This window comes from Pseudomonas sp. HY13-MNA-CIBAN-0226 (genome assembly GCF_040310305.1).
GTDB lineage: Bacteria > Pseudomonadota > Gammaproteobacteria > Pseudomonadales > Pseudomonadaceae > Aquipseudomonas > Aquipseudomonas gregormendelii.
Genome location: NZ_JBEOPS010000012.1, coordinates 36,191 through 60,884, shown reverse-complemented (window position 1 = coordinate 60,884; position 24,694 = coordinate 36,191). Strand labels below are relative to the sequence as shown.

19 protein-coding genes and 1 pseudogene are annotated in these 24,694 nt (G+C 59.3%); 2 read left to right on the top strand and 18 right to left on the bottom strand.

Features of this window, described 5'->3' with window-relative positions; translation table 11 throughout:
* Positions 1–115: 115 nt before the first annotated feature.
* Positions 116–943, top strand: a pseudogene (locus AAEZ05_RS14805) (reverse transcriptase domain-containing protein); the annotation flags it as partial.
* Between the two features lie 540 nt (positions 944–1,483).
* Here the strand turns inward: AAEZ05_RS14805 and nuoN are convergent.
* The 13 genes from nuoN to AAEZ05_RS14740 all read right to left on the bottom strand — a co-directional run bounded on the left by nuoN (position 1,484) and on the right by AAEZ05_RS14740 (position 16,422).
* Positions 1,484–2,947 carry an NADH-quinone oxidoreductase subunit NuoN gene (gene nuoN / locus AAEZ05_RS14800; protein WP_045062317.1) on the bottom strand — a complete coding sequence of 488 codons (1,464 nt, stop codon included), beginning with the start codon at positions 2,945–2,947 and terminating at the stop codon, positions 1,484–1,486.
* 7 nt (positions 2,948–2,954) lie between these two features.
* Positions 2,955–4,487: an NADH-quinone oxidoreductase subunit M gene (gene nuoM / locus AAEZ05_RS14795; RefSeq protein ID WP_045062315.1), complete on the bottom strand. Its 1,533-nt coding sequence runs from the start codon at positions 4,485–4,487 to the stop codon at positions 2,955–2,957.
* 40 nt (positions 4,488–4,527) lie between these two features.
* Positions 4,528–6,381, bottom strand: a complete 1,854-nt coding sequence (gene nuoL, locus AAEZ05_RS14790; protein WP_045062313.1) for an NADH-quinone oxidoreductase subunit L — start codon at positions 6,379–6,381, stop codon at positions 4,528–4,530.
* Positions 6,378–6,686 carry an NADH-quinone oxidoreductase subunit NuoK gene (gene nuoK, locus AAEZ05_RS14785; protein WP_007905077.1) on the bottom strand — a complete coding sequence of 103 codons (309 nt, stop codon included), beginning with the start codon at positions 6,684–6,686 and terminating at the stop codon, positions 6,378–6,380. The genes nuoL and nuoK overlap by 4 nt, the downstream gene beginning before the upstream one ends.
* A gap of 2 nt (positions 6,687–6,688) precedes the next feature.
* Positions 6,689–7,192, bottom strand: coding sequence for an NADH-quinone oxidoreductase subunit J (gene nuoJ / locus AAEZ05_RS14780; RefSeq protein WP_045062310.1), 504 nt, complete (start codon positions 7,190–7,192; stop codon positions 6,689–6,691).
* Between the two features lie 9 nt (positions 7,193–7,201).
* Positions 7,202–7,747, bottom strand: a complete 546-nt coding sequence (nuoI, locus tag AAEZ05_RS14775; RefSeq protein ID WP_205892400.1) for an NADH-quinone oxidoreductase subunit NuoI — start codon at positions 7,745–7,747, stop codon at positions 7,202–7,204.
* A 12-nt stretch (positions 7,748–7,759) separates the two neighbouring features.
* Positions 7,760–8,767: an NADH-quinone oxidoreductase subunit NuoH gene (nuoH, locus tag AAEZ05_RS14770; protein ID WP_028623953.1), complete on the bottom strand. Its 1,008-nt coding sequence runs from the start codon at positions 8,765–8,767 to the stop codon at positions 7,760–7,762.
* Positions 8,764–11,478 carry an NADH-quinone oxidoreductase subunit NuoG gene (gene nuoG / locus AAEZ05_RS14765; protein WP_350599708.1) on the bottom strand — a complete coding sequence of 905 codons (2,715 nt, stop codon included), beginning with the start codon at positions 11,476–11,478 and terminating at the stop codon, positions 8,764–8,766. The genes nuoH and nuoG overlap by 4 nt, the downstream gene beginning before the upstream one ends.
* A gap of 136 nt (positions 11,479–11,614) precedes the next feature.
* Complete coding sequence (gene nuoF, locus AAEZ05_RS14760; protein WP_045062301.1) at positions 11,615–12,970, bottom strand: NADH-quinone oxidoreductase subunit NuoF; 1,356 nt, start codon at positions 12,968–12,970, stop codon at positions 11,615–11,617.
* Positions 12,967–13,464 (bottom strand): NADH-quinone oxidoreductase subunit NuoE, encoded by a 498-nt coding sequence (gene nuoE, locus AAEZ05_RS14755; RefSeq protein ID WP_007970445.1) that lies wholly within the window; start codon positions 13,462–13,464, stop codon positions 12,967–12,969. The genes nuoF and nuoE overlap by 4 nt, the downstream gene beginning before the upstream one ends.
* Before the next feature lie 2 nt (positions 13,465–13,466).
* Positions 13,467–15,251 carry an NADH-quinone oxidoreductase subunit C/D gene (gene nuoC / locus AAEZ05_RS14750; protein ID WP_045062298.1) on the bottom strand — a complete coding sequence of 595 codons (1,785 nt, stop codon included), beginning with the start codon at positions 15,249–15,251 and terminating at the stop codon, positions 13,467–13,469.
* A gap of 72 nt (positions 15,252–15,323) precedes the next feature.
* Entirely contained in the window at positions 15,324–15,998 is a 675-nt protein-coding gene (locus AAEZ05_RS14745) for a NuoB/complex I 20 kDa subunit family protein (RefSeq protein WP_008146035.1), read from the bottom strand.
* A 10-nt stretch (positions 15,999–16,008) separates the two neighbouring features.
* On the bottom strand, positions 16,009–16,422 hold the full coding sequence (locus AAEZ05_RS14740; RefSeq protein ID WP_003223812.1) for an NADH-quinone oxidoreductase subunit A: 414 nt from the start codon (positions 16,420–16,422) through the stop codon (positions 16,009–16,011).
* A gap of 558 nt (positions 16,423–16,980) precedes the next feature.
* Here AAEZ05_RS14740 and AAEZ05_RS14735 point away from each other — a divergent pair.
* Complete coding sequence (locus AAEZ05_RS14735; RefSeq protein WP_350599705.1) at positions 16,981–18,603, top strand: metallophosphoesterase; 1,623 nt, start codon at positions 16,981–16,983, stop codon at positions 18,601–18,603.
* Between the two features lie 169 nt (positions 18,604–18,772).
* Here AAEZ05_RS14735 and aceA read toward each other — a convergent pair whose 3' ends face one another.
* The 5 genes from aceA to purB form a co-directional block, all read right to left on the bottom strand.
* The gene (gene aceA, locus AAEZ05_RS14730) at positions 18,773–20,098 is read right to left on the bottom strand and encodes an isocitrate lyase (RefSeq protein ID WP_045062291.1); all 1,326 of its coding nucleotides are present in this window, start codon (positions 20,096–20,098) and stop codon (positions 18,773–18,775) included.
* A 475-nt stretch (positions 20,099–20,573) separates the two neighbouring features.
* A complete protein-coding gene (locus tag AAEZ05_RS14725; RefSeq protein WP_350599704.1) occupies positions 20,574–21,335 on the bottom strand; it encodes a secretin N-terminal domain-containing protein in 762 nt (253 codons plus the stop codon).
* Positions 21,336–21,594: 259 nt separating this feature from the next.
* Positions 21,595–22,017: a GNAT family N-acetyltransferase gene (locus tag AAEZ05_RS14720; RefSeq protein ID WP_045062288.1), complete on the bottom strand. Its 423-nt coding sequence runs from the start codon at positions 22,015–22,017 to the stop codon at positions 21,595–21,597.
* Positions 22,010–23,179, bottom strand: a complete 1,170-nt coding sequence (locus tag AAEZ05_RS14715) for a ribosomal protein uL16 3-hydroxylase (protein ID WP_045062287.1) — start codon at positions 23,177–23,179, stop codon at positions 22,010–22,012. Before AAEZ05_RS14715 ends, AAEZ05_RS14720 begins: the two co-directional genes overlap by 8 nt.
* An 86-nt stretch (positions 23,180–23,265) precedes the next feature.
* Positions 23,266–24,636, bottom strand: a complete 1,371-nt coding sequence (gene purB, locus AAEZ05_RS14710; RefSeq protein WP_045062286.1) for an adenylosuccinate lyase — start codon at positions 24,634–24,636, stop codon at positions 23,266–23,268.
* Positions 24,637–24,694: the final 58 nt, after the last annotated feature.

The window sequence follows — 24,694 nt, the reverse complement described above, 5'->3', positions numbered from 1 at the left end:
TCGTGCCTGAAAGGGCGACGGCGTAAGCCGGAGCGAGAAGTCAGCAGAGGCCGTAGTAGTCTTTTTTTTGACGAAGGGCCGAACGAGAGAAAGCGTTATAGGCCATGTTGATGCGAATGTTGATCTGGAGAAGTTCTTTGACCGGGTCGATCACGACATTTTGATTGATCGTCTAGGCAAGCGGATTGCGGACCGGGCGGTTGTTCGCTTGATCCGGGCTTATCTGGATGCGGGAACGCTGATCAATGACGTGGTCGAGAAAAGCCGCTGCGGGGCGCCGCAAGGCGGTCCGCTGTCGCCGTTGCTGGCGAATGTGCTGCTGGACGAAGTGGATCGGGAGCTTGAACGTCGAGGTCATTGCTTCGTGCGCTATGCCGACGATGCGAATGTGTATGTCCGCAGTCATAAGGCGGGGCAACGGGTGATGGACTTGCTGAAGCGTCTGTATGAAAGGCTGCACTTGAGCGTCAACGAGAGCAAGAGTGCGGTGGCGAGCGCGTTTGGCCGCAAGTTTCTGGGATACGCCTTCTGGGCTTCTCCACAAGGAGTCAAAAGAGCAGTGGCGGTCAAGGCGCGCAAGCAGTTCAAACAACGGATACGCGAACTCACCCGTCGCTCAGGCGGTCGCAGTCTGCGACAAGTTGTCGAGAACCTACGCCCTTATCTTATGGGCTGGAAAACTTACTTCGGGTTGTCACAAACGCCGAAAATCTGGCGAGAGCTGGACGAGTGGATGCGACACCGATTGCGAGCGATCCAGCTTAAACAATGGAGGCGTGGTCCGACGATTTACCGCGAACTGCGGGGGTTGGGAGCCAGCAGCCAAACGGCTCGGAAAGTGGCGGCCAACTCTCATAGCTGGTGGCGTAACAGCCGCTTTGAGCTCAATCGAGTGTTGAATGTGGCGTGGTTCGACAGACTGGGTCTGGTGCGACTCTCATAACCTCAATCTCTCGAACCGCCCGGTGCGGACCCGCATGCCGGGTGGTGTGGCAGGGGAGCGGCCTATGAAGGCCGCCCCCTATGCCGATTGTGCCTGTACGACCGCAATCGCGGGCAAGCCCGCTCCCACAATTAACCGCAGGCGTTCACACATTTTGTGTTCACCGGAGATCCACTGTGGGAGCGGGCTTGCCCGCGATGACAGAGTGTCAGGCACCACAGGTTTCGACTGACCTGACGCTTTCGCGAGCAGGCTCGCTCCTACAATTAACCGCAGGCGTTCAAACATTTTGTGTTCACCGGAGATCCACTGTGGGAGCGGGCTTGCCCGCGATGACAGAGCGTCAGGCACCGCAGTTTTCGACTGACCTGACGCCTTCGCGGGCAAGCCCGCTCCCACAGGTTTCAGCGCGTCAGGCATTCTGCGGCCACCGGCGGTAAAGAGCCGGGCTGGCGTCCGGAGCCTGAAATCTCAGCGCGCCAAAAGCAAAAACGGCACCCGAAGGCGCCGTTTTGTTTTCTACCGATTACCGCCAAGCGATCAACCCGCCAATACCGCCTGCTGAACCAGGGTCAGCAACGGCTGTGGGTACACGCCGAGGAAGAAGGCGACCACAGCGATGGCCAGCAGCATCACGCCGCCTGCACGTTGTTCCCAGTGCAGTTGCGCATCGTGGCGACGCAGGTTCGGCTCGATCAGGTACAGGGTGACCATCACGCGCAGGTAGTAGAAGACGCCGATGGCGCTGCCCAGTACCAGGGAACCGACCAGCCACCATTGATGCGACTCGACGCCGGTGGCGATGATGTAGAACTTGCCGATGAAGCCCGCAGTCAGCGGGATACCCGCTAGGGACAGCATCATCACGGTCAGTACCGCAGTCAGGTACGGACGGCGCCAGAACAGGCCGCGGTATTCGTACAGGGCATCGGCGTCACGGCCGTTGTACGGCGAGGACATCAGCGTGATCACGCCGAAAGCGCCGAGGCTGGTGATGACGTAGGTGACCAGGTACACGCCGATGGCTTCCACGGCCAGGCCCTTGCTCGCCACCAGGGCGATCAGCAGGTAACCGAAGTGCGCGATGGACGAGTAACCCAGCAGACGCTTGAGATTGCTCTGGGTCAGGGCCAGCAGGTTACCGAACAAAATCGACGCGATGGCGATAATGGTCAGCACGTCACTCAGCACACCGCTGCTTGCGGCTGGGGAGATCTGGAACAGACGCACCATCACGGCGAACACAGCGACTTTCGATGCGGTGGCCAGGAAGGCCGCGACCGGAGCCGGCGCACCTTCATAAACGTCCGGGGTCCAGAGGTGGAACGGTACCAGCGACAGCTTGAATGCCAGACCGACCAGCATCATGCCCAGGCCCAGTTGTGCCAGCGAGCTCGGCAGGCCGGTGGCCGCGAGGGCCTGGCCAATACCGACGAAGCTCAGGCTGCCGGAGTCGGCGTAGAGCAGGGCCATGCCGAACAACAGGAAGGCGGAACCGGCGGCCGACAGCACCATGTACTTGATGCCGGCTTCCAGTGAACGCTTGTTGAAGAAGGCATAGGCCACCAGACCGTAGACCGGTACCGAGAGCAGTTCCAGACCGATGAACAACCCGGCCAGGTGCTGCGCGCTGACCAGGACCAGGCCGCCGAGGGCGGACATCAGGATCAGCAGGTAAAGTTCTTCACGGTTGCCCGGGTAACCCGAACCCCCATCGCCAAGGTAGGCGTGGGCGAGAGTTACGCAGGCCAGGGTGGCGACCAGGATCAGCGCCATGTACAGGCAGGCGAAGCTATCGATCTGCAGCAATGGGGTCACGGCCAGAGGCGCAACTTTCAGGGCTGGCAGGATCGACAGCAGCGCCAGGTTCAGACCTGCCACGGAAATCAGGAAGGTCTGCGAGTGGTTACGGCGCCAGGCAATCGCCAGCATCACCACGATGATCGTGATGGTGGTGATCAACAGCGGCGCCAGCGCGATAAAGTGTTGAGTCGTGAATTCCATAGCGCTCTTACCGGGCCGAAGCGAGTTGAGTGAAGGCGGTACTGAGCCATTGCTGCACGCCATGCATCGTGGCGGCAGAGGTATCGAGGAACGGTTGCGGGTATACGCCGAGGTAAATCAGCAGTACCGCAAGGCCCAGCACCATGATCAGTTCGCGAGCATCCATGCCATGCAGCACCGCGTCCGATTTGGACGGGCCGAAGTAGGCACGGTGAATCATGATCAGCGAGTACACCGAACCGAACACCAGGCCGGTCGTGGCAATCGATGTGATCCATGGAGCGCTGGCGAACGTGCCGAGCAGGATCAGGAACTCGCCCACAAAGTTACCCGTACCCGGCAAGCCCAGGGACGCGGCAGCAAAGAACAGGCTGATGGCGGGCAGGTAGGCGATCTTCGACCACAGGCCACCCATCTGGCGCATGTCGCGGGTATGGGTGCGCTCGTACAACTGGCCGCTGAGGATAAAGAGCGCGGCTGCCGAGACACCGTGCGCCAGCATCTGCATCACTGCGCCCTGCAGCGCGAGCTGGCTGCCGGAATAGATGCCGATCAGCACGAAGCCCATGTGGGAAACGGACGAGAAGGCAATCAGACGCTTGATGTCGGTTTGCGCGAACGCCAGGAATGCGCCGTAGAAAATCCCGATCAGACCCAGGGTCATGGCGATCGGCGCGAACTCGGCCGAGGCATTCGGGAACAGCGGCAAGGCGAAACGCAGCAGGCCGTAGGCGGCCGTTTTCAACAGGATACCGGCCAGGTCGACCGAACCTGCGGTTGGCGCCTGGGCGTGAGCATCAGGCAACCAGGAGTGGAACGGCACGACTGGCAGCTTCACCGCGAAGGCAATGAAGAAGCCCAGCATCAGGATGTACTCGGTGGTGAGCGACATCTTGGTTTTCAACAGGTCGGCGTAGTTGAACGTGATCACGCCGGTGTTGTTGAAGTTGACCAGTACCAGACCGAGGATCGCCACCAACATGATCAGGCCGGAAGCCTGGGTGAAGATGAAGAACTTGGTCGCCGCGTAGATCCGGGTTTTCTTGCCGTCCGAAGAACTGTGACCCCAGAGCGCGATGAGGAAGTACATCGGCACCAGCATCATTTCCCAGAAGAAGAAGAACATGAACAGGTCGAGGGCGAGGAACACGCCGACGACACCGCCCAGGATCCACATCAGGTTCAGGTGGAAGAAGCCAACGTGTCGCTGGATCTCTTTCCACGAGCACAGTACCGAGAGGATACCCAGCAGGCCGGTCAGCAGGATCATCAACAGCGACAGGCCGTCGAGGGCCAGGTGCACGCTGATGCCGAAACGCTGGATCCAGGTGTGCTTGAACTCAAGCGCCCAGGTTGGATCGGCGCCAGGCGCCGGGGCAAATGAATAGTTGCCGGTTGCCCACAGCCAGAGGCCAAGAGCGAGCAACAGGGACATGGTGATCAGCGCAATCCAGCGCGGGAGGGTAGCGCCGAAGCGCTCAGCCATCCAGCACAGCAGGCCGCCGATGAAGGGGATCAGGATTAGCCAAGGCAGAATCATGACGGGCTCAATTCCTTTCGCAAGTTCGCAAGGTTCATATTCAGACCGCTACCAGCACAATGGCGCCGATGACCAGCACGGAGCCGGCTGCCATCGAGGCCGCGTACCAACGCAGTTGACCGGTTTCGGTACGGCTCAAGGCGGTGTGACCGCCCTTGGCCATACGCGGGATCAGGCCTATGGTCTGGTCCAGCGGGTCTTTGCGCAGCACGTGGCTGATCGCCAGGTATGGCTTGACGAACAGTTTGTCGTAGATCCAGTCGAAGCCCCAGGCAGCGAACCACCAGGCCGAAAGGAAGCGGCCAATGCCGCTGTTGGCGATTGCAGTAACGAAACGACGCTTGCCGAGGAACAGCAGCGCGGCCAGCAGGATACCGGCCAGGGCGATGGCGCCCGAGGCGATTTCCAGACTGTGCTTGGCTTCGCCGCCGGCATGGCCGACGCTTTGCGGCAACACACCGTGCAGTGGCGGAACGATCATCGCGCCGATGGCGGTGGACAATACGATCAACACCGACAGGGGCAGCCAGTGGGCGATGCCATGACCGGCGTGGGCTTCAGTCTTCGCTTCACCGTGGAACGCGATGAAGATCAGGCGGAAGGTGTACAGCGAGGTCATGAACGCGCCGACCAGACCTGCATACAGCAGACCGTGGTTGCCGCTGGCAAACGCTTCCCAGAGGATTTCGTCCTTGGAGTAGAAGCCTGCGGTCACCAGTGGCAGGGCCGACAAGGCCGCGCCGCCGACGATGAAGCTGGCATAGGCCAGTGGCAGTTTTTTCCACAGGCCGCCCATCTTGAAGATGTTCTGCTCGTGGTGGCAGGCAACAATCACCGCACCGGAAGCGAGGAACAGCAGCGCCTTGAAGAAGGCGTGGGTCATCAGGTGGAAGATCGCGCCATCCCAGGCACCAACGCCCAACGCCAGGAACATGTAGCCGATCTGGCTCATGGTCGAGTAGGCGAGGATGCGTTTGATGTCGGTTTGCACCAGTGCGGCAAAACCGGCCAGCACCAGGGTCACACCGCCGACGATGCCGACCAGTTGCAGGATGTCCGGGGCCAGTGCAAACAGGCCGTGGGTACGGGCAATCAGGTAGACACCGGCGGTGACCATGGTCGCGGCGTGGATCAGTGCCGAAACCGGAGTCGGACCGGCCATCGCGTCCGCCAGCCAGGTTTGCAGTGGCAGTTGCGCGGATTTACCCACGGCGCCACCCAGCAGCATCAGGGTCGCCAGGACGATCCAGAAATCACCGACCTGGAACTTCTGCGGTGCCAGTACCAGCAGCTCCTGGACATTGAGCGTGCCCAGTTGCACGAACAGGATGAACAGGCCGATGGCCATGAACACGTCGCCGATGCGGGTCACGATAAAGGCCTTGAGTGCCGCGTTTCCGTTGTTGCGGTTGCTGTAGTAGAAACCGATCAACAGGTACGAGCACAGGCCCACGCCTTCCCAGCCGAAGTACAGGAACAACAGGTTATCGCCCAGGATCAGGAACAGCATGCTGGCGATAAACAGGTTGGTGTAGGCGAAGAAGCGCGAGTAACCGTCTTCACCGCGCATGTACCAGGAGGCGAACAGGTGAATCAGGAAACCGACGCCCACTACCACGCCGAGCATGGTTACGGACAGGCCATCCAGGTACAGGGCGAAGTTCGGCGTGAAGCCTTCAACCGCCATCCACTGCCACAACACCTGGGTGTAGTGGCCGCCTTCCGGCGGGGCGACGTTGAATTGCCAGATCACGTAGGCCGTGACGATGGCAGACAGGCCGATGGAGCCGACGCCGATCAGCGCCGAAAGGTTTTCCGAAAAGCGTCCCCGGGAGAACGACAGCAGCAGGAAACCGATGAGAGGGAATACGAAAGTCAGATAGAGAAGATTCATCCGCGCATCTCGCTGGCAGCGTCGATATCGAGAGTGTGGAAGCGGCGATACAGCTGCAACAGAATCGCCAGGCCAATACTGGCCTCGGCGGCTGCCAGGCTGATCACCAGGATGAACATGATCTGTCCATCCGGCTGGCCCCAGCGGCTACCGGCGACGATGAACGCCAACGCGGAGGCATTCATCATGACCTCCAGGCTCATCAGCACGAAGAGTATGTTGCGGCGGACCATCAGGCCGACCAGACCGAGGCAGAACAGGATGCCGGCAACCGCCAGACCATGCTCCAAAGGGATAGCAGGCATCGTCATTGCTCCTTGGCTTCGTTACGGCCCAAGTGGAACGCCGTGACGGCTGCAGCGAGCAGCAGCATCGAGGCGAGTTCAACCACCAGCAGGTAAGGACCGAACAGGCTGATGCCTACGGCCTTGGCGTCTACGGTGGTGTGGCCGATGGCCTGGCCGCTCTGGTGGGCGAACAGCACATACAGCAGCTCAGCCAGCAGCAGGGCGCCGAGGATGGTCGGGCCGAGCCAGATGCCAGGCTTGAGCCAGACGCGCTCCTGCTGAACCGAGGCCGGGCCAAGGTTGAGCATCATCACCACGAACACGAACAGCACCATGATGGCGCCAGCGTAGGCGATCACTTCCAGGACACCGGCAAACGGTGCGCCGAGGGCGAAGAACGTCATGGCCACGGCGATCAGCGAAATGATCAGGTAGAGCAGGGCGTGCACGGGGTTGGTGTGAGTGATCACGCGAAGCGTGGACACCACAGCGATACCCGATGCGAAATAGAAAGCGAATTCCATCTTTCTTCCTTAAGGCAGCAAGCTCTTCACGTTGATCGGTTCGGCTTCATTTTGCGCGGCGCCCTTGGGCTTACCGGCAATGGCCATACCTGCAACACGATAGAAGTTGTAATCAGGGTTTTTGCCGGGGCCGGAGATCAGCAGATCTTCTTTCTCGTAAACCAGGTCCTGACGTTTGAACTCGGCCATCTCGAAATCCGGTGTCAGCTGGATCGCGGTGGTCGGGCAGGCTTCCTCGCAGAGGCCGCAGAAAATGCAGCGCGAGAAGTTGATGCGGAAGAACTCCGGGTACCAGCGACCGTCATCGGTTTCAGCTTTCTGCAGCGAGATGCAACCGACCGGGCACGCCACGGCGCACAGGTTGCAGGCTACGCAACGCTCTTCGCCATCTGGGTCACGAGTCAGGACGATACGGCCACGGTAGCGCGGCGGCAGGTAGACCTGCTCTTCCGGGTACTGCAGCGTGTCACGCTTGCGGAAGGCATGGCCGAAGATCATCACCAGGCTGCGAAGCTGGGTGAAGAAGCCATGCACGATGTCAAAAATGTACTTCATGATTCTCTATCCTCACTGAGCCGCGACGGCGGGCGTGTTGAGCAACACGATCGCAGCGGTCACCAGCATGTTGACGAGGGTCAGCGGCAGGCAGAACTTCCAGCTGAAATCCATCACTTGGTCATACCGTGGGCGCGGAATCGAGGCGCGCAGCAGGATGAAGATCATGATGAAGAACGCGGTTTTCAGCGCGAACCAGATGAACGGGATCTGCGGCAGAATACCGAACGGGCCATGCCAGCCACCGAAGAACAAGGTCACCAGCAGCGCCGAAATCAACACGATGCCGATGTACTCGCCAACGAAGAACATGCCCCATTTCATGCCGGCGTATTCAATGTGGTAACCGTCGGCCAGTTCCTGCTCCGCTTCGGGCTGGTCGAACGGGTGACGGTGAGTCACGGCGACGCCGGCGATGAAGAAGGTCAGGAAGCCGAAGATCTGCGGAATGATGAACCACAGGTTCTGCGCTTGATATTCGACGATGTCGCGCATATTGAACGAGCCGACCTGGATCACGATGCCCATTAGCGACAGGCCCATGAACACTTCGTACGACACGGTCTGCGCCGAGGCCCGCAAGCTGCCCAGCAGGGCGAACTTGTTGTTACTCGACCAGCCGGCGAACAACACCGCGTAAACCGACAGGCCAGCCATGGCGAAGAAGAACAGGATGCCGATGTTGATGTCCGCCACGCCCCAGGTCGGGGTGATCGGGATGATCGCGAAGGCAATCAGCAGGGCGCTCATGGCCACGACCGGTGCCAGGGTGAAGATCATCTTGTCGGCGAACGGCGGAGTCCAGTCTTCCTTGAAGAACATCTTGATCATGTCGGCCGCGATCTGGAACGCGCCGAACGGGCCGACGCGGTTCGGACCATAACGGTCCTGCCAGAGGGCGAGCAAACGACGCTCGACCCAGCTCAGCAGCGCGCCGCACACCACCACGGCGAGCAGAATCACGATGGCCTTGAGGACCGCGATGATCACGTCAATCACTTCAGGCGTGAACCAGGTCATTGAGCTGCCTCCTGCAGACCGTCAACGGATTTGCCGAAGATCGCCGGAGGGATCCCGGCTATACCTGCTGGCAATGCAACCAGACCGGCACCCAGTTCTTCGTTGATTCGCAGTGGCAGACGCAGGGTCTGGCCGGCTACGTTCAAGCTGAGCAAGGCGCCCTCGTTGACACCCAGGCGATCGGCTTCGGATTTGGCCAAAGCGACATAAGCAGCCGGAATCCGCTCTTGAACCGGCGCGGCCTTGGAAGAGTTTTCTTCGCTGCCGAACAGGTGGAAGAACGGCACGACCTGCCAGGTACCCGGAGCCGGGTTGAATGCACGCGGTACAGCGGCGAACCAGTTCAACGCATCACCGGTGCTTTCGATCAGGCGGGTGCCCGGGTCGCCAGCGCGGATGTGACCACCAACTTCGTCCTGGAACTTGTTCCAGGCTTGCGGCGAGTTCCAGCCCGGGGACCAGGCGAATGGCACTTGCTGACGCGGTTCGACCGAGCCCGAGTATCCTTCCATCGAGAAGTTGAACGCGGTGTCGTTGTCTTGCGGCGTACGCGGTTCGTGCACGCTGATGTCGGCGCGCATGGCGGTACGACCGGAGTAACGCAGCGGTTCACGAGCCAGTTTCATGCCCTTGATGCGGAACGCGGCGGACGGTGCGGCATCGACGATACGGTTCAGTTGCGGCGTGCTCGCAGCAACGGCAGCGGTAACGTGGTCCAGCTGGGTCCAGTCGATCGGCTGGTTCAGCAGGGTGGCACGCAGGGCATGCAGCCAGCGCCAGCCTTCGTGGACCAGGATGCTCGCGTCCATATACTTCGGATCGAACACCTGGAAGAAGCGCTGGGCGCGGCCTTCCTGGCTGACCAGGGTGCCGTCGCCTTCAGCAAAGCTGGCAGCGGGCAGCACCAGGTGTGCACGATCGCTGGTGGCGGTCTTCTGGTGGTCGGCGACGATCAGCACTTTCGCCGCGTTCAGGGCAGCATCGACCAGCGCCTTGTCGGTACGGGTGTACAGATCGTTTTCCAGCACGACCAGTGCGTCGGCCTGGCCATCGATCACGGCCTGCAGCGCTTCGTCGACCGAGTTGCCACCCAGCATGGCCAGGCCGAGGCTGTTGGCCTCTGGCACGATCAGGCTGATGGAACCGTTCTTTTCGCGCAGCTTCAGCGCTTTGGCGATGTTGGCAGCAGCTTGGATCAGTGCCTTGGAACCCAGGGAGGTGCCGGCGATGATCAGTGGACGCTTGGCCGCAAGCAGGGCGTCGGCAATGCGTTGGGCCAGTTCGAGGGCTTCGGTGTCGAGGCCTTCAACTGCTGGAGCGCTGGCGTCGAGGGCATGAGCCACGGCGAAACCGATGCGCGCCAGATCGTCTGGAGCGGCGTGGACGCACTCTTCGGCGATATCGTCGAGCTTGGTTTCAGCCAGGCTGGCGATGAACAGCGGGTTCAGCGCGTGCTGGCCGATGTTCTTCACGGCGGCGTCGAGCCAGGGCTGGACGCGCATGGCGTCGGCCATGTCTTCAGCCTTGCCCTTGACTGACTGACGCAGGGACAGTGCCATACGGGCAGCGGTCTGGGTCAGGTCTTCACCGAGGACGAAGATCGCATCGTGGTCTTCGATGTCGCGCATGTTCGGGATCGGCAGCGGGCTGTCTTTAAGCACCTGCATGACCAGGCGAATGCGTTCCAGCTCGGCGGCTTCGATACCGGAGTAGAAGTGCTCGGCGCCGACCAGTTCGCGCAACGCGTAGTTGCTCTCGAGGCTGGCACGGGGCGAACCGATACCGACGATGTTGCGACCGCGCAGCAGGTCAGCGGCTTTATCCAGCGCTTCGTCGAGGCTCAGCTTGGCGCCATTGGCCAGCAAAGGCTGACGCGGGCGGTCTTCGCGGTTGACGTAGCCATAGCCGAAACGGCCACGGTCGCACAGGAAGTACTGGTTGACCGAACCGTTGAAGCGGTTTTCGATGCGACGCAGTTCACCGTAGCGCTCGCCCGGGGAGATGTTGCAACCGCTGGAGCAACCATGGCAGATGCTCGGCGAGAACTGCATGTCCCACTTGCGGTTGTAGCGCTCGGAGTGAGTCTTGTCGGTGAACACACCGGTCGGGCAGACCTCGGTGAGGTTACCGGAGAACTCGCTTTCCAGGGTGCCGTCTTCAACGCGACCGAAGTACACGTTGTCGTGGGCGCCGAATACGCCGAGGTCGGTGCCGCCGGCGTAATCCTTATAGAAGCGCACGCAGCGGTAGCAAGCGATGCAGCGGTTCATTTCGTGGGAAATGAACGGGCCCAGTTGCTGGTTCTGGTGGGTACGCTTGGTGAAGCGGTAGCGGCGCTCATTGTGGCCGGTCATCACCGTCATGTCTTGCAGGTGGCAGTGACCGCCTTCCTCACAGACCGGGCAGTCGTGAGGGTGGTTGGTCATCAGCCATTCGACGACGCTGGCGCGAAACACTTTCGCTTCTTCGTCTTCGATGGAGATCCAGCTGCCGTCGGTGGCCGGCGTCATGCAGGACATGACGATCCGACCACGGGTATCGTTGGCGTCGGTGTACTGCTTGACCGCGCACTGGCGGCAAGCGCCAACGCTGCCTAGGGCGGGGTGCCAGCAGAAATACGGAATATCGAGGCCTAGCGACAGACATGCCTGTAACAGGTTGTCTGCCCCGTCGACTTCGAGCTCTTTGCCGTCTACGTGGATAGTGGCCATGGTTCAAAGTTCTTCGTTGGCCCGGTGTCAGCGGGCGTGGCTAATGGAATCTTGTTATTCGCGTGAATCAACACAGCCGTTCAAGGCGTCATCACACGAAAAGCTGCGGGCACGGGCCCTTCGCCTTTTTAAGCGTTTACGCGCCGATTACGATCGGCCGTGCCAGAGGCGGGACGACGGCGCTGACAGGCGCGATGCCGGCTTCGAACTCATGGCGGAAATATTTGATTGCGCTGCCCAACGGCTCCACGGCGCCCGGTGCGTGAGCACAGAAGGTCTTGCCCGGGCCGAGGAAACCGACCAGACCCAGCAGGGTCTCGATGTCGCCGGCTTGCCCTTCACCGTTCTCGATCGCGCGCAGCAGCTTGACGCTCCACGGCAAACCGTCACGGCACGGGGTGCAGAAACCGCACGACTCACGGGAGAAGAACTCTTCCATGTTGCGCAGCAGGGACACCATGTTGACGCTGTCGTCCACCGCCATGGCCAGGCCGGTACCCATGCGGGTGCCCACTTTGGCGATGCCGCCGGCGTACATTTGTGCGTCCAGATGTTCCGGCAACAGGAAACCGGTACCGGCACCGCCCGGCTGCCAGGCTTTGAGCTTGAAGCCGTCGCGCATGCCACCGGCGTAGTCTTCGAACAACTCGCGCCCGGTGACGCCGAACGGCAATTCCCACAGGCCCGGGTTCTTGACCTTGCCGGAGAAGCCCATGAGCTTGGTGCCCATGTCTTCACTGCCCGCGCGAGCCAACGATTTGTACCAGTCCACGCCGTCGCCGATGATCGCCGGCACGTTGCACAGGGTTTCAACGTTGTTCACGCAAGTCGGCTTGCCCCACACGCCCACGGCGGCAGGGAAGGGCGGCTTGGAGCGCGGGTTGGCGCGGCGGCCTTCGAGGGAGTTGATCAGTGCGGTTTCTTCACCGCAGATGTAACGCCCGGCACCGGTGTGGACGAACAGCTCGAAATCAAAACCCGAACCCAGGATGTTCTTGCCCAGAAGGCCTGCAGCCTTGGCTTCTTCCACGGCACGGTTGAGGTGCTTGGCGGCGGTGGTGTATTCGCCACGCAGGAAGATGTAGCCACGGTAGGTTTTCAGCGCGCGAGCACTGATCAGCATGCCTTCGATCAGCAGATGGGGCAGCTGCTCCATCAGCATGCGGTCTTTCCAGGTGTTCGGCTCCATTTCATCCGCGTTGCACAGCAGGTAGCGGATGTTGATGGATTCGTCTTTGGGCATCAGGCCCCACTTCACGCCCGTGGGGAAGCCTGCACCGCCGCGACCCTTCAGGCCGGCGTCTTTCACGGTCTGGACGATGTCGTCCTGGGCCATGTCGGCGAAGGCCTTGCGCGCAGCGGCATAACCGTTCTTGGCCTGGTACTCGTCGAGCCAGACGGCTTCGCCGTCGTCACGCAGGCGCCAGGTCAGCGGGTGAGTCTCGGCCGACCGCTTGATGCGGTTGGCAGGACCAAAGGAAGTCAGGGTCATACGTAGCCCTCGAGCAATTTGGCAACGCCTGCTGGCTGCACATCACCGAAAGTGTCGTCGTCGATCATCAACGCCGGCGCCTTGTCGCAGTTGCCGAGGCAGCAGACCGGCAGCAGGGTGAAACGACCGTCGGCGGTGGTCTGACCCAGGCCGATGCCGAGCTTGCTCTGGATTTCGCTGACCACAGACTCGTGGCCGCCGATGTAGCAGACCATGCTGTCGCAGACGCGGATGATGTGGCGGCCCACCGGCTGACGGAAGATCTGGCTATAGAACGTCGCCACGCCTTCTACGTCGCTGGCCGGGATGCCGAGGATTTCGCCGATGGCGTACAGGGCGCCATCGGGCACCCAGCCACGTTCCTTCTGGACGATCTTCAGGGCTTCGATCGACGCCGCGCGCGGGTCTTCGTAGTGATGCAGCTCGTGCTCGATGGCCGAGCGCTCGGTTTCGCTCAGGGCGAAACGGTCTGTCTGGATAAGCGTGCTGTTCATGCTTAGCGGTCCACGTCGGCCATAACGAAATCGATACTACCCAGGTACGCAATCAAGTCCGCGACCATCTCGCCTTTGATCACCGAAGGGATCTGTTGCAAGTGCGGGAAGCTTGGGGTGCGAATCCGGGTGCGGTAGCTCATGGTGCCGCCATCGCTCGTCAGGTAATAACTGTTGATGCCCTTGGTCGCTTCGATCATCTGGAAGGATTCGTTGGCCGGCATGACCGGGCCCCACGAAACCTGCAGGAAGTGCGTGATCAGGGTCTCGATGTGCTGCAGGGTGCGCTCTTTCGGTGGCGGCGTCGTCAGCGGGTGATCCGCCTTGTACGGGCCTTCCGGCATGTTGCGCATGCACTGCTCGATGATCTTGATGCTCTGGCGCATTTCTTCGACGCGCACGATGCAACGGTCGTAGGCATCGCCATTGGCGGCCAGCGGCACTTCGAATTCGAAGTTCTCGTAGCCGGAGTACGGACGTGCTTTACGCAGGTCGAAGTCGCAACCGGTCGAACGCAAGCCTGCACCGGTGACGCCCCATTCAAAGGCTTCCTTGGTGTTGTAGGCGGCGACGCCGATGGTCCGGCCTTTGAGGATGCTGTTGTCGAGTGCGGCTTTCTGGTATTCGTCCAGGCGCTTTGGCATCCATTCGACGAAGTCTTTCACCAGTTTTTCCCAGCCGCGTGGCAGGTCGTGAGCGACACCACCGATGCGGTACCAGGCCGGGTGCAGACGGAAACCGGTAATGGCTTCGATCACCGTGTACGCCTTCTGACGGTCGGTGAACGTGAAGAACACCGGGGTCATGGCGCCGACGTCCTGGATGTAGGTGCCCAGGAACAGCAGGTGGCTGGTGATCCGGAAGAACTCGGCCATCATGATGCGGATGACGTCGACCTTCTCGGGCACCTTGATGCCGGCCAGCTTCTCGACCGAGAGCACGTACGGCAGGTTGTTCATCACGCCGCCGAGGTAGTCGATACGGTCGGTGTACGGAATGAAGCTGTGCCAGGACTGACGCTCGGCCATCTTCTCGGCACCACGGTGGTGGTAACCGACGTCCGGCACGCAGTCGACGATCTCTTCACCGTCCAGCTGCAGGATGATGCGGAAGGCACCGTGAGCAGAAGGGTGGTTCGGGCCGAGGTTGAGGAACATGTAGTCCTCGTTCGCACCTGAACGCTTCATGCCCCAGTCTTCAGGCTTGAAGCGCGCAGCTTCTTCCTCAAGCTGTTGCTTGGCCAGGGTCAGGGTGAACGGGTCGAACTCGGTGGCGCGCGCCGGGAAGTCCTTGCGCAGCGGGTGACCTTCCCAGGTCGGCGGCATCATGATGCGGGTCAGGTGCGGGTGGCCGGGGAAGTCGATGCCGAACATGTCCCAGACTTCGCGCTCGTACCAGTTGGCGTTCGGCCAGATGCCGGTGACGGTCGGTACGCTGAGGTCGCTCTCGGACAAGGCCACCTTGATCATCACGTCACTGTTACGTTCGATCGACATCAGGTGATAGAACACGGTGAAGTCGACGCCGCTTGGCAGCCCTTGACGCTTGGTGCGCAGACGCTCGTCCACGCCGTGCAGGTCATAGAGCATGACGTACGGCTTGGGCAGGTTGCGCAGGAAGCTCAGGACTTCGACAAGTTTGGCGCGGGCAACCCAAAGCACCGGCATGCCGGTGCGGGTCGGCTGGGCGGTGAACGCCTCGGGGCCAAAACGGTTGTTCAGTTCGACGACCACATCCTGGTCGTCTGCCTTGTAAGGCGGGATGTACAGAGCACTGCCTGTAGTCATGGTTATTTATCGCTTTCGGTCAACGTAAAGAATGAAGCCAGTGTCTCGTTCTATTAAAGAAGCAGATCTGGATCAGACTTCGTCGGGGCTGCGCAGGTTGGTGACTGCGATTCGCTGTTCGCGGCGCTGTTCCTTTTGCGAAGGCATCTCGGCGCGGTACACGCCTTGATCACCGACGACCCAGGAAAGCGGACGACGCTCCTGTCCAATCGACTCCTGCAACAGCATCAAGCCTTGCAGGAAAGCTTCAGGGCGGGGCGGGCAGCCAGGCACGTAGACGTCCACGGGCAGGAACTTGTCCACCCCTTGAACGACGGAGTAGATGTCGTACATGCCACCGGAGTTGGCGCACGAACCCATGGAGATAACCCATTTAGGCTCGAGCATTTGCTCGTAGAGACGCTGAATGATCGGCGCCATCTTGATGAAGCAGGTACCGGCGATAACCATGAAATCCGCCTGGCGCGGTGATGCCCGGATAACCTCGGCGCCAAAGCGCGCGATGTCGTGGGGCGCCGTGAAGGCGGTGGTCATTTCCACGTAGCAGCACGAAAGACCGAAGTTGTACGGCCACAGGGAGTTCTTGCGCCCCCAGTTGATCGTGCCGTTAAGCACGTCTTCGAGCTTGCCCATGAAGATGTTTTTGTGGACTTGATCTTCTAACGGATCGGAAACGGTTTCCCGCTCGCCAATCGGATACTGCTCGTTAGGAGCATCGGGGTCGATCCTGGTGAGATTGTATTGCATTGCCAAAGCCTCATTGTTTCAGCTTCGCCTGCCGCTTGCGACGAGCTTCCGGAGCCCAGTCAAGGGCGCCCACTCGGAACAGGTAGACAAGACCTGCCAACAGAATTGCTATGAAAACGAGAGCTTCGACGAATCCGGTCCAGCCGCTTTCGCGGACGGACACAGACCAGGCAAAGAGAAAGAGGGCTTCGATATCGAAGATCACGAAGAGCATCGCGACCAGATAGAATTTGGCTGAGAGCCGCAAGCGGGCGCCACCTGTAGGTAGCATGCCCGACTCGAACGGTTCGTTTTTGCTGCGGCCCCAGGCTTTTGACCCAAGGAGGCTGGAGACACCGAGCATGAAGGCGCAGAGGCCGACAACGCCCAGAAGGAAAATGGCAAAGCCCCAGTTGTGGGCCATGAGTCCTGTCGCTTCGGGCATGCTGGAAATCCTTAACAGAGAGCAAAGGTCTCTGAGCTTGAAAAAGAAACAACGCAGTGACGATATGTCGCAGCAATCAATCCCGCTGATTTTATGGCACAACACCGTGCAAGTAAAATTCAGATAGCGAAATTATTGATAGGAATAAGGACATAGCGTGCCTTAAAGGCCTCGCAGCCCATGCATAGCGGGCATTAGGCGACTTTCAATCAATTATGTTTTACAGGTGATGCAATGAATTCAACAGCTTGTAAATGATAATCACTATTGTTTGCCGGCGGTTATACGATTTCAATGAGCGGTTTCTGTGTTCAAGGTGCCATTTTGGGCGGGTCCATTGACCTCTTCATGGTGCTGCTCTTTTTTGTCGCCTGATCCTCCTTCTGGCTTCGATGAGAACGAGGGAAAGCCCTTCCGTGGGGTGCCGTTGGCGCGTGTACTTATCAGGCGATAACAGTCTTGTGGTGTGGGGGGTTGTAGGAAATCTCGTACTTTTCGTATGTTTTTGCTTTTACTGCAGCGGCATTCTGGGTTTTTTCAATCCAACGAAGACGTCCAGTGCTTATCACCTTGCAGCGAACTACCCTTTCCTTGTTGATTGCCAGTCAGTTGACGTTCGGCGTCATGAACGTGTCGGCGAACGAAAGCTCTGCCTTGGCACCGTCCACTGCCGAGCTCGTGCCGCCCTCTGCAGCGACGGCCATGAGCGCCATCGCCGCTTCTGGCACTTATGAGCATCCTAAACTATGGGAAGAAGCCACAACGATCGGCGCCATTCACAAATACACATATGAGGGAAAAAACTTTTTCTTCGCGGCGAAATTCGATGGCAATGCGAGTGATCATAATTGGTTTTTTCCGACGGGGCCCTACAGTAACGATTACTGGGAGTTCAAAGGGGCTCATGCCGGCACCGCTGCTGACCCGAAAGAATCGAATGAGTTGACCTACGTTGGGGCCATTCATAAGAGAGTTATCAATGGCGGTAATTTATACTTTTCGTCAAGGTTTAATGGTATTGCAGGCGAGGTATCATATCCGACAGGCCCCTTCAGCAATATTCTTTGGGATTTCAAAGGGACCCTTGCCGGTTCCTACGCTGAGCCCAAAGACTTGACCGATCAGACCTATGTCGGTGCGATACATCAACATTCCAAAGGTGACAGTTCTTATTTTATCTCAAAATTTGACGGCGTTCCAAAGGATGGTTATCGCAATTATCCGACAGGTAAAAAATCCAATGATCACTGGACCTATGCTGGCACACCTTCTTATATCGTGATGACCTCGGACCCGCAGTATCCTTGGACCGATAAAAAGGAAGACGAGAAGGGTAACGAAAAGGAGCTTTCAGCAGCGTATATCCATGCACAGTATCGTGACGTTAACTCGTTCAGGAGCAGTCATCCCGCACTCGATATTCCAGTATATGTCAATGGTGATATCACAGCTTTCGGTCATGGGGACCAGCTAAGCTTTATGAAGAAAAGGTTTAAAGAGTACTTCAATAACAAGGTCTATTTGGGGTTGGGTAATCACGACTATGAAAATAATGTTAACGACTGTGCTAATAATGGGTGTGCCAGAGACAGTGTTCTGACTTACCTGAGAATGACAAAAAATTTAATAGCGAGAGGCAATATTGATTATAGGTCCAGTACTGGCGCCGGAAAGTTCAGGGAAAGCTACGCTGGCAGTTTTGCCCATTCAGAGTGGCATAATAATTTACACGTAGTACAGGCCAATAATTATCCAGTCTATGCAACCAAATTTGAGACGGGGGTGTCACATGTTAATAAGAAACAATTTAACATTAACTCATCCTGGAATTTTATCGATAACAAGATGGCGTTCGCCAGCAACTGGGGCAAGGTCAATATCCTCGTTACCCATAAGCCTAATGGTTGGAAGAACTTTAGCGCCGCCGACGCCGAAGCATTCAGGGCGATGATGAAAAAACATAAGGTGGCTGCTGTCTTTGCCGGTCACTTCCATGAGGACCACGGTATTTACGATAATGCTAATTACTTCGGCGATACCCCGGTGTTCCTTAGCGGTTCGGCGTCCTACGAAACTTACCTGATTGTTGAAAGCGTTCGCGAACAGAAGAAATTGCGAGTCTTCTCGGTACGTAACAATAATCACAAAGCCAAGACCCTGCTCCAGGAAATTGATTACTGAGTCTGGCTCTGGCGCAGCCTTGCGCGTCTGTATCTGTGTGCGCAACGCTGCCATGGTTTGTTGAATTGCGGGCAAAAAAACGCCCCGAGCAAGTCGGGGCGTCAGAGGTGCAGCGCTGCGGTTAGCTTTCCATTCGGCCCGCAGCGGCTGTTATTTCAGGCGAAGCAGATCAGTGGAACTGTTCTTCTTCGGTCGAGCCGGTCAGCGCGGTAACCGAAGACGAACCACCCTGGATTACGGTGGTCATGTCGTCGAAGTAGCCGGTGCCCACTTCCTGCTGGTGAGCCACGAAGGTGTAACCCTTGGCGGCGTCAGCGAACTCTTGCTCTTGCAGTTTCACGTAGGCAGTCATGTCGTTGCGGGCGTAGTCGTGCGCCAGGTTGAACATGCTGTGCCACATGTTGTGAATGCCGGCCAGGGTAATGAACTGGTGCTTGTAGCCCATGGCGGACAGTTCACGCTGGAACTTGGCGATGGTCGCGTCGTCCAGGTTTTTCTTCCAGTTGAAGGAAGGCGAGCAGTTGTACGACAGCAGTTGGTCCGGGTATTCCTTCTTGATCGCTTCGGCGAAGCGGCGAGCCTCGTCCAGGTCCGGCTTGGCGGTTTCGCACCAGATCAGGTCGGCGTACGGCGCGTAAGCCAGGCCGCGAGCGATGGCCTGGTCGAGGCCGGCGCGCACTTTGTAGAAGCCTTCCTGGGTACGTTCGCCAGTCACGAATGGCTGGTCGTACGGGTCGCAGTCGGAAGTCAGCAGGTCAGCGGCGTTCGCATCGGTACGGGCCAGGATGATGGTCGGTGTACCGGCCACGTCAGCAGCCAGACGAGCAGCGGTCAGCTTCTGTACGGCTTCCTGTGTAGGCACCAGTACCTTGCCGCCCATGTGGCCGCATTTTTTCACGGAAGCCAGCTGGTCTTCGAAGTGAACGCCGGCGGCGCCAGCTTCGATCATGCTCTTCATCAGCTCGTAAGCGTTCAGCACGCCACCGAAACCGGCTTCGGCGTCAGCTACGATTGGTGCGAAGTAGTCGATGTAGCCTTCGTCGCCCGGGCCTTTGCCGGCTTTCCACTGAATCTGGTCAGCACGACGGAACGAGTTGTTGATGCGTTTGACCACGGTTGGAACCGAGTCCACCGGGTACAGCGACTGGTCCGGGTACATCGATTCGGCGGAGTTGTTGTCCGCAGCTACTTGCCAGCCGGACAGGTAGATCGCCTGGATACCGGCCTTGACTTGTTGCACAGCCTGGCCGCCGGTCAGGGCGCCCATGCAGTTGACGAAATCTTTCTCAGGGCGGAAGGACGGCTTGGCACCCTGGGTCACCAGGTTCCACAGCTTCTCGGCGCCGAGTCTTGCGAAGGTGTGCTCAGGTTGAACCGAGCCACGCAGGCGGACGACGTCAGCAGCGGAGTAGGCGCGTGTCACACCTTTCCAGCGTGGGTTTTCAGCCCAGTCTTTTTCGAGGGCTGCAATTTGCTGTTCGCGTGTCAGTGCCATGGAGATAAACCTCGTCGCGTCTTTTACGGAAAGTTGTTCTGCGGTGGAAAATACGTGCGCTCGCAGACCAGAAGCTTAGGTGGTCAAGTCGGATTCGGCGGGATTGGCGACGGGATGAACGATGGGCTCGAGGGGAAGTGAGCAGGTAAGGGCGAACTGGCGAACGCATTCGGGCATCGTGGGCCCTGGTGCAGACTTCAGTGTGGAGCCGGGTTACCTAATTACGCTTCCGTCCCTCGGGACAACTTCGTTCCAGTCGGCAACCTCGTCAAACACACCTTGTGGGCGGTACAGACACGAAGCGGTTCGCGGGGTAGGTGCGAACATCGCTTCGAAGGCCCTTGCCAGGGCCCCTGATTAGCGGGAGCGAGGCCATCATGCCTTTGCTTTTTTCGATCGTCAAACGTTTTGTAGTGTTTTTTTTCAAGCACTACATCTTTGGTCTAATACGACTAATCAGTCAGTTTTCGGTGATTTAGTCCAAAGTATCGACTTTGACCCGCAGGGTCATGTCGTCCCGGCCTTGAGTCGAGTAGCTGCGGGTCAGGCCCTGTTTGTCGGCCTGGGTCTGGCGATTCACCCCGGCCAGGGTGATCCACTCGCCCAGGCGCCCCGTGACAGTTGTGTCGGTGCTTTGCACATTCACTACATCGGGACGTTCCTGGCTCATGCGGTCACGGTTGGTGCTGATATCCAGGTGAACGATATCACCGGTGACGCTGGCGGTGACGTAGAAACCCTGGGTGACATTGCGGTATTCGGTCTGGCTGCGCAAATCGCCGTAGGAGTCGCTTTGACTGCTGGTCAGCGGCACGCTTTGGCCGATCTGGATCAGCGCAGGCGCACCTTCGCTGGCCTGGATCTGCTGGATGCCACCATCACGGCTGTCGGTGCTGCGGTTGATGATGCGAGTCTGGCTCGGCCTGGCGCCGTTTACCGAGTAGCCCTGGTCAGCCTGGAAGTTGTTTTCGCTGGTGTCGACGGTGATCAGCAGGCGCTTCGGCGCGGTATCCAGCTGGCTGATCAGTGCCTTAAGTTCGTCGATCTTGCGTTGATCGGCGTTGACAATCAGCTGGTTGCCATAGGCGCTCACTTGGCCGTCCTTGCCGATGAAGTCTTGTGCCATCGGCAGCATGTCGGCGCTGGTGTGGTAGTTCAGCGGCACAATCTCGGTGGCTGCGCTGAGCGAAAAACTGCAGCTCAGCAGCAGCGTGGTGAGCAGGGTGCGTAGGGACATGTCCGTTATCTCCGCCAAATAAACAAAGCCCGTAGGAGCTGCCGAAGGCTGCGATCTTTTGATCCTGCCTTTGATTGATATTGCCAGTTTGTCGGCCTCGATAGGAGCAAGTTGAATCGCAGACAGCAAAACGCCCCGGCATCCGAGGATGGCGGGGCGTTTTGTGGTGTTGCTTCAGAAAAGATCGCAGCCTTCGGCAGCTCCTACGGATGTTCGCACAACTCTGTAGGAGCTGCCGAAGGCTGCGATCTTTTGATCTTCAGGAATGCCGAACCATGTCCACATGCGGAATCCCGGCTTCCAGGAACTCCTCACTGACCAGGCTGAAACCCAGGCGCTCATAGAACGCCGTGGCCTGCACCTGCGCGCTGAGCATCTGCCGCTTCAGTCCACGTTCCTCGGCCTCGCCGATCACCGCCTGCATCAGCGCATCACCGACCTTCAAGCCGCGCCAGTCCTTGAGCACCGACACCCGGCCGACGTGACCGTCAGGCAGGAGGCGCGCAGTGCCAATCGGAAAGTCACCCTCGAAGGCCAGGAAATGCACCGCTGTCGCGTCATCCGCATCCCATTCCAGCTCGGGCGGTACGGATTGCTCGGCGATGAACACCGTCTCACGAATGCGCCGGATCTCGGCGTTGTCCTTCTGCCAGTCTGCGACACTTACGTGAATTTTATTCATCGGCAAACCCCAGGCTTCCTTGCTTGATCAGCTCGCACAGGAGGCCGCGACCGTCGTCATCGCCCAGCCATTCGCCGAGGTTATCGATGTGCAGCGCATCGGCGGCGCAGATCAGCTTCAACAGCTCGCGCAGCTTGCCCGGCAGATAACGGCTCTGGCCGCTGGCGAACAGCAGCAGGTCGTCATCGACTTCGGACCAGGCCAGGCGCGCGCTCGGGTTGCGAATCAGTACGGCGCCCTGTTCCAGGCTGGCAAGCAGGTCGTCTTCTTCGATCTCTTCCGGGCCGACCACCAGCTCCGGGTAGCGCGGCTCGGTCATGAACTGGCCAAACCAGGTCAGCAACAGGCGCTCGTCGCTCATGTGTTCGGCCAGCAGGCCTTTAAGGCGGCCGAGGGCGTCGTGCTGGATCTGGTGCGGATCGGCGACTGGCTGGGCATCGGCGTCGGTGTAGCGCTCTTCGTCCGACAGGAACTGGCTGAGGAAGTCGGTGAAGTGGGTCAGCACTTCAGCGGCGCTTGGCGCGCGAAAGCCGACCGAGTAGGTGAGGCAATCGTCGACGGCCACGCCGCAGTGGGCCAGGCGCGGCGGCAGGTAAAGCATGTCGCCCGGTTCCAGGACCCATTCATCGGTGGCTTCGAATTCAGCCAGGATGCGCAAGTCGGCGTGCTGCAGCAGCGGGCTTTCAGAGTCGCACATCTGGCCGATTTTCCAGTTGCGCTTGCCATGGCCTTGCAGCAGGAACACGTCGTAGTTGTCGAAGTGCGGACCGACGCTGCCGCCTGGTGCGGCGAAGCTGATCATCACGTCATCGACGCGCCAGCTTGGCAGAAAGCGGAAGTTTTCCAGCAGTTCAGCGACTTCCGGGACAAACTGGTCAACGGCTTGAACCAGCAGGGTCCAGTCCTGTTCCGGCAGTTTGCTGAATTCGTCTTCGGCGAATGGGCCGCGGCGCAATTCCCAAGGGCGCTCGCCGTTTTCGATCACCAGGCGCGACTCAACTTCTTCCTCCAGCGCCAGGCCGGCCAGTTCGTCGGCGTCGATCGGGCTTTCGAAATCTGGAATCGCCTGACGGATCAGCAGCGGTTTTTTCTGCCAGTAGTCGCGCATGAACTCGCGCGCCGTGATGCCGCCCAGGAGTTGAAGAGGAATATCAGGATTCATGTGTAACCTATTGAAAAAAAGTACTTTTCAGACGGGAATAAAAACGCCCGGCGCTGCCGGGCGTTTTAAACGGGTGCAGCGGTCGATCAGATGCGCCTGGCTTGCTCTACAGCGTTGCCGATGTAGTTCGCCGGGGTAAGCAGTTTCAGCTCGGCCTTGGCGGCGGCCGGCATGTCCAGGCCATCGATGAAAGTTTGCAGCGCTTCGGGGCTGATGCCCTTGCCGCGGGTCAATTCTTTCAACTTTTCGTACGGGTTTTCGATGTTGTAGCGACGCATGACGGTCTGAATCGGCTCGGCCAATACTTCCCAGCAAGCGTCCAGGTCGGCAGCGATCTTCTGGGCGTTGAGCTCCAGTTTGCTGATGCCTTTGAGGCTGGCTTCGTACGCGATGACGCTGTGGGCGAAGCCGACACCGAGGTTGCGCAGCACGGTGGAGTCGGTCAGGTCGCGCTGCCAGCGGGAGATCGGCAGCTTGCTCGCCAGGTGCTGGAACAGTGCGTTGGCGATACCCAGGTTGCCTTCGGAGTTTTCGAAGTCGATCGGGTTGACCTTGTGCGGCATGGTCGATGAACCGATTTCGCCCGCGATGGTGCGCTGCTTGAAGTAACCCAGGGAGATGTAGCCCCAGATGTCACGGTCGAAGTCGATCAGGATGGTGTTGAAGCGCGCGATCGCGTCGAACAGCTCGGCGATGTAGTCGTGCGGTTCGATCTGCGTGGTGTACGGGTTGAAGCCCAGGCCCAGCTCGTCTTCGATGAAGGCGCGGGCGTTTTCTTCCCAGTCTATCTCGGGGTAGGCCGACAGGTGGGCGTTGTAGTTGCCCACAGCGCCGTTGATCTTGCCCAGCAATGGCACGGCGGCGACCTGGGCGATCTGGCGCTCCAGGCGGTAAACCACGTTCGCCAGCTCTTTGCCCAGAGTGGTCGGCGAGGCCGGTTGACCGTGGGTGCGCGACAGCATTGGCACGTCAGCGAAACGGATCGCCAGTTCGCGGATGGCGTCGGCGGTCTGGCGCATCAGCGGCAGCATCACGTCATCACGGCCTTCGCGCAGCATCAGGGCGTGGGACAGGTTGTTGATGTCCTCGCTGGTGCAGGCAAAGTGGATGAATTCGCTGACGGCCGCCAGTTCAGGCAGCTTGGCCGCTTGCTCTTTGAGCAGGTATTCGATGGCCTTGACGTCGTGGTTGGTGGTGCGCTCGATCTCTTTGACGCGCTCGGCGTGCTCCAGAGAGAAGTTTTCCGCCAGGGTGTTCAAGACAGCGTTGGCTTCGGCGGAGAACGCCGGTACTTCGCTGATGGCAGAGTGAGCGGCCAGGCGCTGGAGCCAGCGCACTTCGACCAGGACGCGAGCACGGATCAGGCCGTATTCGCTGAAAATAGGGCGCAGGGCCTGGGTTTTGCCGGCGTAGCGGCCGTCAACAGGGGAAACCGCAGTGAGCGAAGAAAGCTGCATGGGGTGTTCTCGGACAGTCGGGCAACGAAATGGGGCGCGTATCATACATGAAAAAATC